The 13,340-nt window shown below is 41.6% G+C and carries 12 protein-coding genes and 1 tRNA gene; 9 read left to right on the forward strand and 4 right to left on the reverse strand.

Annotated features, from left to right (window positions below; all coding sequences use genetic code 11):
• Window positions 1-27: 27 nt before the first annotated feature.
• From AAV90_RS15315 to AAV90_RS01785, 9 genes are all read left to right on the forward strand, one after another.
• A complete protein-coding gene (locus AAV90_RS15315; protein ID WP_242847458.1) occupies window positions 28-993 on the forward strand; it encodes a DEAD/DEAH box helicase in 966 nt (321 codons plus the stop codon).
• 5 nt (window positions 994-998) lie between these two features.
• Window positions 999-2,183 (forward strand): DEAD/DEAH box helicase, encoded by a 1,185-nt coding sequence (locus tag AAV90_RS15320; RefSeq protein ID WP_242847462.1) that lies wholly within the window; start codon window positions 999-1,001, stop codon window positions 2,181-2,183.
• Window positions 2,183-2,863: a DUF2290 domain-containing protein gene (locus tag AAV90_RS01755; RefSeq protein ID WP_046495076.1), complete on the forward strand. Its 681-nt coding sequence runs from the start codon at window positions 2,183-2,185 to the stop codon at window positions 2,861-2,863. The genes AAV90_RS15320 and AAV90_RS01755 overlap by 1 nt, the downstream gene beginning before the upstream one ends.
• 121 nt (window positions 2,864-2,984) lie before the next feature.
• Window positions 2,985-3,809 (forward strand): BRO-N domain-containing protein, encoded by an 825-nt coding sequence (locus AAV90_RS01760; protein ID WP_046495078.1) that lies wholly within the window; start codon window positions 2,985-2,987, stop codon window positions 3,807-3,809.
• A gap of 425 nt (window positions 3,810-4,234) precedes the next feature.
• Window positions 4,235-4,348 (forward strand) — tRNA-Ser (locus AAV90_RS14765).
• A 337-nt stretch (window positions 4,349-4,685) separates the two neighbouring features.
• Window positions 4,686-5,435, forward strand: coding sequence for an NAD(+)--rifampin ADP-ribosyltransferase (arr, locus tag AAV90_RS01770; RefSeq protein WP_046495083.1), 750 nt, complete (start codon window positions 4,686-4,688; stop codon window positions 5,433-5,435).
• 686 nt (window positions 5,436-6,121) lie between these two features.
• A complete protein-coding gene (locus AAV90_RS01775) occupies window positions 6,122-7,684 on the forward strand; it encodes a hypothetical protein (protein WP_157609459.1) in 1,563 nt (520 codons plus the stop codon).
• Window positions 7,685-7,705: 21 nt separating this feature from the next.
• On the forward strand, window positions 7,706-8,629 hold the full coding sequence (locus tag AAV90_RS01780) for a DUF4238 domain-containing protein (RefSeq protein ID WP_046495087.1): 924 nt from the start codon (window positions 7,706-7,708) through the stop codon (window positions 8,627-8,629).
• Window positions 8,630-8,716: 87 nt separating this feature from the next.
• Window positions 8,717-9,322 (forward strand): hypothetical protein, encoded by a 606-nt coding sequence (locus AAV90_RS01785; RefSeq protein ID WP_046495090.1) that lies wholly within the window; start codon window positions 8,717-8,719, stop codon window positions 9,320-9,322.
• Between the two features lie 87 nt (window positions 9,323-9,409).
• On the opposite strand, the gene AAV90_RS01790 is transcribed toward AAV90_RS01785, so the two are convergent.
• Genes AAV90_RS01790 through AAV90_RS01805 form a run of 4 tightly spaced genes read right to left on the reverse strand, consistent with a single transcriptional unit; the run spans window position 9,410 to window position 13,259 of the window.
• Entirely contained in the window at window positions 9,410-10,978 is a 1,569-nt protein-coding gene (locus AAV90_RS01790; protein ID WP_046495092.1) for a recombinase family protein, read from the reverse strand.
• Window positions 10,965-11,396 (reverse strand): serine integrase family protein, encoded by a 432-nt coding sequence (locus tag AAV90_RS01795; protein WP_046495094.1) that lies wholly within the window; start codon window positions 11,394-11,396, stop codon window positions 10,965-10,967. Before AAV90_RS01795 ends, AAV90_RS01790 begins: the two co-directional genes overlap by 14 nt.
• Entirely contained in the window at window positions 11,397-12,959 is a 1,563-nt protein-coding gene (locus AAV90_RS01800) for a recombinase family protein (RefSeq protein WP_046495097.1), read from the reverse strand. It abuts the gene before it with no gap.
• A 60-nt stretch (window positions 12,960-13,019) separates the two neighbouring features.
• The gene (locus AAV90_RS01805) at window positions 13,020-13,259 is read right to left on the reverse strand and encodes an SHOCT domain-containing protein (RefSeq protein WP_479725399.1); all 240 of its coding nucleotides are present in this window, start codon (window positions 13,257-13,259) and stop codon (window positions 13,020-13,022) included.
• Window positions 13,260-13,340: the final 81 nt, after the last annotated feature.

Consider the following 13,340-nt stretch of genomic DNA (forward strand, 5'->3'; position numbering starts at 1 on the left):
GTTAATGTGGTGTTTGGAGGGTTTGGTATGATCAACATAATTCAGGGTACAAATAAGAAACCCATAGCTAGTCAACGACTTGCAGATTTTTTTGCTAATCGTTCTGATTATGAAGGATATCTATATATTGGTTATCCAATCATAGGTACGGCAGAAGGGCCTTTCCCGATAGATGCTCTATGGGTATCCAGGGAAAAAGGGCTGGTCATCTTCAATATAGTTGAAGGTCGAGATATATTGGAAGTCCGTGAAACTCAGGATGATAGCGTTAATAAATTAGAAGCCAAACTGCGGAGCTACAAAATCCTCATGAACGGAAGGAAACTGATACCATTAGTAAATGTTGTGACATTTGCACCGGCTAGAGATGATGCTACAAATTTTTCTCAAGAATGGTATCAGGTATGCAATGAAGCCAATTTAGAACAATGGTTGGAAACTATAAAATGGGATGACTCTGCTGTGTATCAGCAATTATTGGCTGTAATTCAGGCGATTTCTACAATTAGAAAGAATCGCAGGAAAAGAGATATAAAACAGGAAAATTCGAGAGGTGCTAAGCTTAAACAATTAGAAGATTCCATCGCCAATCTTGATAACTTACAGGGACGTGCTGTAATCGAGACAGTGGAAGGGGTACAACGTATCCGTGGTCTGGCCGGTTCAGGAAAGACAATAGTATTAGCCCTTAAAGCCGCATATCTACATGCCCAACATCCTGATTGGAAGATCGCCATTACTTTCAATACTCGTTCACTTAAAGGTCAGTTCAAGCAATTAATAAACACCTTTACGATTGAACAAACCAACGAAGAGCCTGATTGGGATAATTTACATATAATTCATGCTTGGGGAGCTCCAGGAGGGGGCCAACGCAACGGTGTTTATTATTCATTTGCCAAATTCACGGACTGGAGTACTATGATTATGGTTCTGCCAAAAATCAATTTGGACAGGGCAAGGAATTCGAAGGAGCATGCCAGCAAGCCGTGAGTGAAATGAAAACTCCTATTCCAATTTATGACGCAATACTTGTGGATGAAGCGCAAGATTTTCCGCCGGCTTTTTTACGGTTATGTTATGAACTCTTAAATGATGAGAAAAGGCTAGTGTATGCATATGATGAACTACAGGTCTTAAATTCACAGTCGATGCCATCGCCAGAGGAGTTGTTCGGTAAAAAGCCAGATGGTACACCACGCGTACGGTTCTCAACTCCGCAAATAGGGAAACCAAAACAAGATATAATACTGGAGAAATGCTATCGAAATTCGCGACCTGTACTAGCAACTGCGCATGCATTAGGATTCGGCATATACCGGAAATCTGATCCTGAAATTGGAACAGGATTAGTACAGATATTTGATCAAAAGTCACTCTGGTTGGATGTAGGGTATGTGGCAATTGATGGGGACTTGGATGATGGGTGTGAAGTTACATTAGCACGAACGGAAGAGAGCAGCCCCAATTTTCTGGAAGCCCACTCTTCGATTGATGATTTAATTCAGTTTCATTGCTTTGGCTCACAACAAGAACAGGATGAATGGGTAGCAAATGCAATTGCTGATAATCTGGAAAAAGAAGAGTTTCTTCCGGATGATATTATAGTAATAAATCCAGACCCATTGTCTACTCGAAAAGTTGTGGGGCCGATTCGGGCTAGTCTCTTCGAGAGAAACATAAACACTCATCTAGCTGGAGTCGATACCTCACCCGATGTGTTTTCCAATGCTGAAATGGATTCAGTGACTTTTACAGGTATTTATCGTGCCAAGGGTAATGAGGCAGGAATGGTTTATATTATTAACGCCCAGGATTGTTATTCCTCCTTCGGTAATTTAGCTACCGTGAGGAATCAGCTTTTTACGGCAATTACTCGAAGTAAAGCATGGGTCCGTGTTTTAGGTTTTGGTAATGAAATGGAAAAGTTAGTGGAAGAGTTCAATCAGGTTAGAGAAAATAATTTCCAATTAAAATTTACTTATCCTACAAGTGAGCAAAGGAAAAATATGAATATCATCAATCGGGATATGACCGACGAAGAGAAACGTAGAATAAAGAGGGGGAAACATGAGCTTATAGGGCTTATTGAGGATCTTGAGTCTGGTAAAATTTTCGTTGAGGACCTGGGTCGGGATCAAGTGAAAAGGCTTCGCGAATATCTCAATAAGGAGGGCGAATAATGCCTACACCTGAGAGTATTCGTAACCAAGTGCAACAGCTTACTGAAGATTTAATTAGTTTAAGTCTTTGTAACCACCAAAACTTCCCTTCAATAAGGGATACGGCTGGTCATACTAAGGAAATTGGTTTCAGTCATGATAATGACTTAAGCATTGTGTTGAAAAACTTGCCTTATAAAGAAATATATGATGAATTGGAACGTGTTGAAGCTTATAATCTGAAAATGATTGATGGGGCATTGATACAAATGTCGTACCGCTTTATAAATGGTGATTTAAGTAGCCACCGACTAGCATTTTATCCATCGCCCAATTTGGAGGAATACCAGAACAACCCTGAAATATATGAAAATGATGAGATGTATGCTGATATCATAAAGAAAAATGTTGTCCCATTTCCGCTGAGATTTGATTATGATTCCCGAGAGGGAGTCACAGTAGAACTTGATCATCCGCTTTCTCATTTAACGCTAGGACAATATGCTAATTGTCGCATTCCTGTCAGTTCGCCTTTAACTCCATTAACTTTTATCAGCTTTATTCTAAGGAATTTCTATAATACTGCTTATTTAGAGTTCTGCGAAAAGATAAGGCAATTTAATGATGCTTTTCCAGAGACAATCCTTGGAGAAGAGAGAAATGTGATACATATCCAAGTGCCGAATAGAAAGTTTGCGTGATTTATTCCTGAATGGTCATCTTCTAGATTATTGAGGGATTGAAGTATTACTGCCGTTCTTCTGAAGGGCTTTTCTACTATATAAAGGGAAATGGAGAGACAGAAAGGTGGGGAGGAATGAAATGACTCAGGACAACACCATCAGACTATTTAACGATCGAAGAATTCGCGTTTTGTGGGATGATGAACAGGAGAAGTGGTTTTTTTCAATTGTGGATGTAATTGCAGTTTTGACCGAAAGTATTAATCCATCGGCATATTGGCGTAAACTAAAAGAGCGTCTGAAGAAGGAAGGAAATGAAAGTGTGACGAATTGTCACGCTTTGAAAATGATTGCCGCAGATGGGAAAATGCGTAATACCGATGTGGCTGATACCGAACAGATTTTAAGGCTTATTCAATCCATTCCTTCACCAAATGCTGAACCGTTTAAAATGTGGCTGGCCCAGGTCGGCAATGAGCGCATCAATGAGACGGCTGATCCTGAGCTGGCTATTGACCGTGCCTTGGAAACTTATCTTAAAAAAGGTTATTCCAATGCATGGATCAATCAACGACTGAAAAGCATCGAGGTACGCAAAGAACTGACTGATGAATGGGATAACAGAGGTGTAAAAAAGGGCCTGGAATATGCCATCCTGACCGATGAAATTACTAAAGCCTGGTCTGGTCATAACACCAGAGAATATAAGCGCTTAAAATCGTTAACGAAGGAAAACCTGCGCGACAATATGACCAATCTGGAATTGGTGCTGAATATGCTGGCAGAAGCGACTACCACCGAAATATCAAAAGAAAAAGAGCCGCAGAGCTTTGCAGATAATCAAGAAATAGCCCGGCAAGGCGGAACTGTAGCCGGAAATGCCCGCCGGGAAATCGAACAAAGGACCGGCAAGAAAGTGGTTACCTCCAAAAATGCCAAAGGAATCAAAGAAATTGAAGAGTAGAAAGCCGGATCAGGGTTTATAATTTTTAAATGTTAAAAACATATATGATGACAGTCAATTAAAACACTTGGCAACTATTCGGAAAATCCGAATAGTTCAAAAGAGGGAACTTGCGAGGTTTCAATATTCGTGCTTTGGAAAATATGTTTTCCCTGTAGGATGCTTTATGAATAGATTAGGGTTAAGAATTGTATATCACGCGCATGTCACGCGCGCGTGATAAAAGTCGCGCGATATGTTTAGGTAGTTTTTAGAAGTAATTAAGGATTGAATTTATTAAGATTAGTGGTTTGCTACAAAAATAGCTTCCAGTATGCTGATATTCGGCGTTTGCTGGTTTAGTATTTTGCTACCGAATTGCTACCGGGTTTATTTTTTTACTTTTTTCGGCTTTGACAGACGGGTATTTATTATTGCTTACAAAAGCCGACGTTTAGGAGATATATTAGTATTTATTGATTTGCTTTTATTGCCTTTTATACCCCCATTATTGATTCGTAATCAGCAGGCCGGCGGTTCGAATCCGCCCATCGGCTCCACTTTAAAACAAGCAGCCGCACAAGTTTGCGCGGTGTCAAACCCGTCGATTTCGACGGGTTTCCCAATTTGCGAAATTTATTATACCTTATCAGGATTTTAGAATGCTGCTCGTTTTTTCTATTATTATCTAATTCGTTTATTCATCTGCCAAAGCGTTGAACTATTATTTGCATTTGCGGCAGGTTAACTAAATTATTGGGGAACTTTTCCAGCAGGTCACGTAAAAAGTATCTATCATAAGCCTCATGTCAACAAAAGGCAAGCCAATTGAGAAGATCTTTGCTAAGTCGATTTCCGGATAAAAACAACAATCAAGTAATATGGAGGTAAAAATAGATGGATATAAAATTTGATCCCAATAACGCTATTATTAAACTCTGCATGAGTGGGATGGGATTGGAGGACAGCGGAAACATTGAAGATGCAATCACGATGTTCCATAAAGCATGGTACGAAGCAACGGACGATTATGAAAGATTTATTGCAGCTTATCATATAGCTCGTCTACAAAAGAGTATAAAAGAAAAAATAAAATGGATGGAAACATCTCTACAGTGTGCACAAAAGATAAATGAGGTTAGTGTTAAAAGCGCATATCCAACGTTATATTTAAACGTTGCCAAATGTTATGAGGAGTTGGGTGATTCTGAGAATGCAAAAAGAAATTATGAATTGTCAAATTCAGCTAAAGGGACACCTTCTGATGTAGGGCCATTTTACCATGGGACAAAGGCAGATTTGAAAGTTGGTGATTTACTAACAGCGGGTGGAATTTCAAATTACAAACCCGGGCTTACAATGAACCATATTTATTTCACTGCTAATGTCAATGGTGCGGGAATTGCCGCAGCATTAGCAAAAGGAGAAGGAAGAGAACGCATTTATATAATAGAACCAACAGGTGAATTTGAAAACGATCCCAATGTTACTGACAAAAAATTCCCTGGTAACTTAACGCGTTCTTATCGAACGAAAGAACCTTTAAGAATTATTGGTGAAGAAACAGAGTGGACGAAACTGACAACTACTGAGCAACGAAATTGGCGTGAAAAAACAACTAAAAACAAAGGTGAAATTATTAACTAAACGAATTCATGGTGTGATGGTTAAAGGTCGATATATTCCGAGAACGAGCCATGTTGAGACGGTAGTTTTGATGTCAAGGGTGAAAGAGTGAGGGTGTGAAAAAGCCTTATAAATCAAGGCTTTTCGAACATATGGGCACTAAACCCATTGAGCGAAAACGAGATTTTTTCGCTTCGCGGGAACAAGTCCAGAAAGGCAGTATTTGATAGTTAAGTGGTCAGGTTAGATGTCAGTGCTCGGTGAGTGTACAGGTTAGATGTCAGCCTTCGCGAGTGGACGATTTAGATGTTTTTTCGGATTTTTTTTGAGGTTGTGTGGTCAGGTTGGATGTTAAAATGAAATCCGATACAGTTACTTTGTTATAGCAATTTGGCGAAATTATGCGTCTGAAAAAGTCAAACGTTTTTTAGGTAATAGCATCAAAAGATCAATAAACAAATAGCATGGGGGAAAGAGAGGCGAACAGTAGAATGCGTATATGTTTTTCAATGGACGGAATTAAGAATATGAATCATCTGTATACATGGACGGTGAAGCATTCCGAAGAATTTGGAGAATTCCGAGAAGAGAATTACCATGGTGATGTTTACTGCAAGACCGTTGTAGCGGACGTGCTTAAAGTCCTCACCCCATCAGAATGTGCAAATCAGAAATACCTTGGCTCTCGTGAGCGCATTGCAAATGAGATGTTCACACTCTCTTCAACAGTTGGTTTGGAATACAATGTCTCCTTCGCTATTAACACCTATAACGGTGAAGTGGCTCGTCTGGAAATCACCATCACGGCGCCAGAAACGGAGTGTTATGACAAACAGCTTGAAGATCTTAAAATTGCGCTGAAAAACCGACTTCTCGTTGATTGGCAAGTATGCACTTGGCTTGAGGATGAGCAATCGGCTATTCTGTGTAAAGAAGCCTTTGAGAAGGCATTCATAGTTGAAAATAACCTGAGGGCTTTCGCAAGCAAAGTACTTATTCACTTCCTTGGTGTTAACTGGATAAATAAAGCCGGATTAGAAAAAAATGCTGAATCGGTAAAGAATCTGACGGAAAAGTTCATCCAGCGTGTTCCAGAGTTTGACAACATCAACACGGATTTTCTCTCTATGACGCTTGAAACTTTGTTAGGGGTTATATTTGATGGTATTATATTCAAGGAGGATGTTATTCTGAGCCGAGAGGATTATACAAAGGTTCAGGAGCTGGGAGTCAAACAAAAAGTCGCAGGTAGTTTTATAGCTGATTACATTAAAGCTCGAAGAACTGTGGATAAAAAAATATGGGATGATCTTTTCGCCCCATACATTGATGATACAATTGCCTTCAAAACGGCAGCCCACGACTTCATTGAAGATCGGAATCATATTGCCCATAGTAAAGTGTTGTCATGGAGTTCCTATCAGATAATTCTTAAGGATTTTAAGGTATTTGACTCCCTCATCTTATCAGCTGATGCTAAGTTTGAGCTTGAAGAAACATCAGACGAAGTACTTCAAACATGGGAAGTGGAACATGAAGATGCTGAATACAAGCGCGAGTATTATCGTGATCGACTAGCGAGCGAAACCGGGATGGATATACTGGACGAAAAAGGAATCAAATACTGGTTTGATGAAGTTCTGCATGAACTTTTCGATGCCGTCTTTCAACGGTATCATTTAGATGTTTGTTATGAAATTTCCGATTTCACCACACCCACTGAGGGGGAGATCGTTTTCTCGATATCATGCCCGGCAGTGGAGGATGGCAGTGCAAGAATTGAAATTATAGCGGAGTATTCTATCGATGATGACCTCGGTGAAGACAGCACATGTTATATAGTTCTAAAAAACGGAACTGGAGAAGACGTCTGTAAGGCAGAAGTCCGTTTTCATAATGGAGATGGCTGTGAAGGTGAAGAATGCATTATGGTAGCCACCGATAGTTCTGAGTATGATACTTCAGAACTGGACGATTTTCGAGATGAATTGTTTGCTGCCATTGAGTCTTTGAATCCTTATCCAGCAAAGTTGGACGCGCTTGCATACGAAAACAAGGGTGCAGTACAGTTTGTCGCTGACTTTCCATGTGAGCAATGTGGAAAGTTTGGCGTATCCATCAATGAAACTTTCCTACCTATAAGTCGGTGCTGTTATTGTGGATATGAAAATGAACTGGTGAAATGTGAACGTTGCGGCGAATTGGTAGATGCGGATTCGGTTGAGCACGGATTCTGTCCCTCATGCGCCGCTTATATAGATAAACAGTGAGTAAAAAGGAGCAGAATTGAGGTGAAAAAGATCGGAAAAAACAAGCCTACCAGACAGCATCATGTTCCCAAGGTGTATTTGAGGAACTTCTGTGATTTACACGGTTGTATTGCAGTGATGGACAAGCGTGAACACCGGATATTTACGACTGGAGTTCGTGCTGTAGGTGTAGAAAATGATTTCTATACATTGGAAAAACTTGATGATCCCTATTGCTGGGAACGCGCCTATGCTTCTGGTATAGAGCCACTTATGGGGAAGCTTTTAACAAAGTTAATTTCTCAAACAAATATTTTAGTACAAAATGGAGCAACCGTTATAAGTCCCTCAGAAAAGGCACAGCTTGCGGTTATTATGGTTGTACAGCTACTTCGTGGAAAGCAAAGCCGAGAGTATGAGCAAAAGCTTTATGCAGATTATCTGCCGGAAGCTATAGATAAAGCTAAAACCTTGTTTGGGTCGCTTAACAATGAACAAAATAAGCTGCTTGAGGCATTCGCAAGTGATGAATATTACTTCAAGCGAACGGTTATGGACGTTACGCTAGATTCGGAGAGAATTGCAAAATATGCTGGAATTCTTTGCAACCGAGATATTCTTGTCTATCGAATACAAGGAAATATGGAATTCATAACCAGTGATAACCCGGTCATGTTCATCAATAGTATTACGAAAAACGCCCGTCCATTTACCAATGGCCTAATAAAGCCGACTACTATAGTTTATTATCCGATTTCGCCAAAGCTGCTCTTAAGTGCTGTCCATCCGTCAGCCTACTTTGGAGTACTTTCAAATCAGGATTGTCAACTAATTGATCTGGATGCGTGCAAAGAAATCGGTTTCATTACCTCAATAAACAAAAAACAGATTAGCCAGTGTTACCAACATGCATTCGCTCGCTCAGTCGGCATGATGAAACAATTCCAAGAACGAAAAGGAAAATGAAACCTTTAGGTTTCCCATTATGTTAAAGTTATGCTCTGGTAAAGGAACTCAAAGAGCAGACAAATAATCTGTAAAGGAGCTGAGACTATGCCGGTTGTACCCATTTACCTGAATATTGATGAAAAAACGTATGCTGGTGTCAAGGCAGGAGCATTGGAACTCTGCGGCATGGCAAAAAATATTAATAACAAACGGGTTGTCAAACACATCCCTGCGGTTGCTGATGCTGCTAAAGAAGGTGCAAGCAAAGCCATTGATTTCATCCGGGAGCATAAGAAAGGAACGTTCGTTGTTGGTGGAGTCCTGATTATAGGTGGAGCAGTAGTTGGTACAATCAGCTATGTATCCCATCGGAAGCAGCGTGAGCTCGAAAAGCAGTTCGGAGTAGCACTTCAAGACTATCTTGATGTAGCACGGGATGGAAAGCTTACCATAGAGGAGCTTAATGCTTTGATTGGAGCCATCGAGAAAATCGAAAAACATAATCCGAACAAGAGTATCGACCTTCACATACCAGCATCGCAACTCAGCGAGCTGATCCACTATATTTTTGACTACACTATCCGTTTGGCACAGGCCAACAGCTTCAATGTAAAGTTAATCAATCGTCCAAAGTCTTTCAAGGCCAAGACCGCAGACGACCTTAAATACTATCTGAACATACAAAAGGAAATCCTCCAACAGGCAGCGTGAAAGCTGTTAAGCTTCCCATTATGTTTATAATATAAAGTAAAGGTTAGCGTTCCACGTTACAATTTATTAAGGTTGATTATTGGCCTTTTATCCCTCCACATCCACCGTTAATCCAGACTTGAACTCCACGGTGAATTTGTCCTCGTAGATGGTGACCTTTTCAATCAGCCGCCGGATAAGCTGCTCGTCGTATTCGGCGAGGGCGGTGGATTGCTTCTTGAGGAATACGCTCATGTCAGTTATGCGCTTTTTGAGCTCATCTCGGTTAGCGCTTTCAAGAAGTAGCTTTTGCTTTTGGTCACGTAGTCGATGAATCTCATCGCCGACTTTATCATAATCGGCATTGGAGGTGGCAAGCTTCAGAAGTTCCGTTTGAAGTTCTTCCAGCCGCTTATCGATATCTGCCAAGACTTTGTCACCTTCACGAGTAATGATGGTGGCAATGTTATCCTGTAGAGTTGAGAAGAAAGAATCTTTATCGCAAAGTGCCTGATTGATAGCGGTGACAAGCACTTGCTCGATTGTGCTTTCCGGTACCGTGCGAGCATCGCAGAAAAGGCCGGTGTTTTCTAATCGGCTGACACAGCGCCAGACGATGGATTTCTTACCACGGTTGTTCCAGTGCACCCTGCGGAACACTTCACCGCAGTTGCCGCAGATGACTATCTGAGCAAAGCAGTGATTGCTGCTGAAGGTTCTGGTCTTTCCGTTCGGGCTGGTGTGGACGATACGGCGGCGAACAAGTTCCTCCTGCACCTGCATGAAAACTTCACGCGGGATGATGGCTTCGTGGCTATTTTCTACATAGTACTGCGGAACGATACCGTTGTTCTTGACCCGCTTTTTTGTTAGGAAGTCAACCGTATATGTTTTCTGTAAAAGAGCGTCGCCGATGTACTTTTCGTTTCGCAGGATCTGATTTATGTTGCTTGTATGCCAGCGTTCCCTGCCCGCACCGTTAAGGATACCGTCTGCTTCCAAACCGCGAGCGATTTTCAGCATACTGGCACCCTCAAGGTATTCTCGGTAAATGCGCTTGATGATTTCAGCTTCCTCGGGCACGACTACGAGACGCTTGTTTTCATCCTTTGTATAGCCGAGAAACCGAGCGCAGTTTACTTGAATTTCACCCTGTTGGTAGCGATATTGTAACCCCAGCTTTACGTTCTGGCTCAATGACTGACTTTCCTGTTGGGCGAGGGATGCCATAATCGTGAGCAGAACTTCGCCCTTGGAATCCATGGTGTTTATATTTTCTTTTTCAAAATATACGGGAATGTTTTTCTCCTTGAGCTGACGGATATATTTCAAACAGTCCAGTGTGTTTCGGGCAAATCGGCTGATGGACTTTGTAATAATCATATCGATATTACCAGCCATACACTCGTCAATCATCCGGTTGAATTCCTCACGCTTTTTGGTGTTGGTGCCCGAGATGCCGTCGTCCGCAAATATTCCCGCCAGCACCCAGTCAGGATGCCCTTGTATGTAGGCGGTGTAATGTTCAATCTGCGTTTCGTAACTGGTAGCCTGTTCATCGCTGTCTGTGGAAACACGGCAGTAAGCAGCAACGCGGAGTTTCGGTTTTTCCTCGTCCTTGCTCTTGCGAGTATGCTTTCTTGCCGGAATCACGGTGACATTTTTACTGACTGCCATTCTTGTTCACCTCCATTTCAATTAAACTGTAGGCGTATTCCGCCTGCCCGAAGGGGTCGTCGAGTTTCTCTGTTCCTTCTTTCATGCGAAAGATGGTAGGATAGACGACCTCTTTTTCTTGTTTAAACTTTTTGGTACGGCCGAGTCTTTCCGCCCGCATAATTCGTTCCGCCTCGGCAGTGTTGAAAGTGTCTTTGTCAATAATCGGCGGATAAAACTCATCACCGAAGTATCGGGTATTTCGTAGCATCCTGCCGATACCGGAATGGAAAGCTTTAATACCCGCTTTTTTTGCGGCCGTAGCTAACGAATCACCGGACAAATAAGAATCAAACAAGGTCTTAAGCTGTTCTGCAGCCTCTTTATCAATTACGGCTTTTCCGTTTTCAATACGGTAGCCGAATGGTGTATGACTCATTTACCTCACCAGCCTTTCTTTTAGAGTAATTCCGCATTTTAGTTCGAATCCGATTTCTTCACGAGAATAAACAAGAACTTTCTCCACATAACGTTTAAACAGTTCACCGTCAAAACCCGTTAGCATTGATGCTTTGGTAGCATACTGCAGCAAAGCGCTGACCTCACTTAGGTTTTGAAAGTCATTATTCAGGAATCGCGTTATGGATTCTTTTTGGCGGCGTAGCCGTTCTGCCTCTTGCAACAATTCGTTATTGCTCTTATTGTAAACGGCAGGCTCAAGATAGCCTTTGGTCATCAGCCCAACCAGGACATTTCGCTGTTCTGTGTTTTCTTCAAGCTTCTTGTCAAGCGCACGTATGTTTTCCAGTGTTTCATCGGAACTCATCCCACGCAGACTGACTAACAATGGTTTTAGAACAACTGCATGTCCGAAAATGAGCTTGTTCATCATGGTAACAAACGCATATTCAATAGCAGACTCCGGCACATACTTCATAGAGCATTTCTTGATGTTTGCGATATGAGTGGAGCAGCACCAAGCGATTCGATGTCTTCCGCTTGAGTGACTTCTGCGTTTAAATGTGCCACCGCACTGGCCACAGGTGATTTTGCCTGAAAAGGAATAACGGTTCTGATACTTTGTGTTTTGCTTTTCCAGCCCTTTTTCCTTAGCACGCTGATCAATAATATCCTGTGCGGTCTCAAAATCCTCATGACTGATAATCGGCTCGTGATGATTTCGAATTAGATATTGGTCTTTTTCTCCATTGTTGTTATGGCGGTTGAAGTACTCATCAGTATAGGTCTTTTGAAAAATGACATCACCTGTGTACTTTTCATTACTAACCATCCCGCGTATAGTCGTTGATGTCCAACGACCGCCTTTTTTGGTCGGTACCTTTCGTCTGTTCAACTCATTAGCAATTTTGTGGGTACCCTTGCCGGACAAAATCTCGGCAAAGATGAAGCGGACAATTTTAGCTTGAGACTTATTGATAACCATTTCTCCATCCACATTGTCGTAGCCGTAAGGCGGATAAGATATTTTATATGTACCATTTTGGAATCTGCGCTTAATCGACCATTTGTTGTTCTCGGAGATGGAGACCGATTCGCTTTCGGCCAGTCCAGACAGGATTGACAGCATGAGTTCGCTTTCCATTGACCCGGTGTTAATATTTTCTTTCTCAAAAAAAATGAAAACATCAAGGTCAAGTAGCTTTCTGACCAGTTCAAGACAATCGGTTGTATTTCGAGCAAATCTGCTGATAGACTTCGTTACAATGAGGTCTATTTTTCTGTCTTCACAGTCTGCAATCATTCGAAGCAATTCAGGCCGCTTTTCCTTTTTTGTTCCGGAGATGCCCTCATCATAATAGAGCCCGGCGAACTCCCACTCAGGATTTGCATTGACGTAGGATTCGTAATGCTTTATTTGAGCATCCAGACTTTCGAGTTGTTCATCACTGTCGGTAGATACACGGCAGTAGGCCGCAACCCGCAACTTAGTCTGTTCGGTTAAATTGGTCTTGTTTTGAGCAATTTTCGTTACCTTTTTCAAATTCTCACCTCCTTAGTCAGTGTGACATATTACCTCTGAAACGAAGTTATATCAACGATTTCAAGGCATAATCTCGGCTAATAGCGGCGAGAAAGTTTTGCGATTTAATTCGGTTATCTTGTTGAATTCCGACAAGGTAATTAAATCTTTCTCAAGCATAGAAGTGAGTATTTGCTGTGCTCTCACATAATCAACTTCGCGCTGCATTTGCTCATGCGGAGTAGCGTTCACTTCACCATCGATTTTCAGCCCTTCGCCAATAGGGCAACGCATTAACTCAAGTTTCTGTTCATTGAACATGAGAAACCACCTCCTCGCTATACGGAGAAAAGTGGAGCGTTTTATACACCTATAAATAAAAAAAGCCCGCAGAGTTTTTAC

The organism is Syntrophomonas zehnderi OL-4 (assembly GCF_000983115.1).
Taxonomy (GTDB): Bacteria; Bacillota; Syntrophomonadia; order Syntrophomonadales; family Syntrophomonadaceae; genus Syntrophomonas_B; species Syntrophomonas_B zehnderi.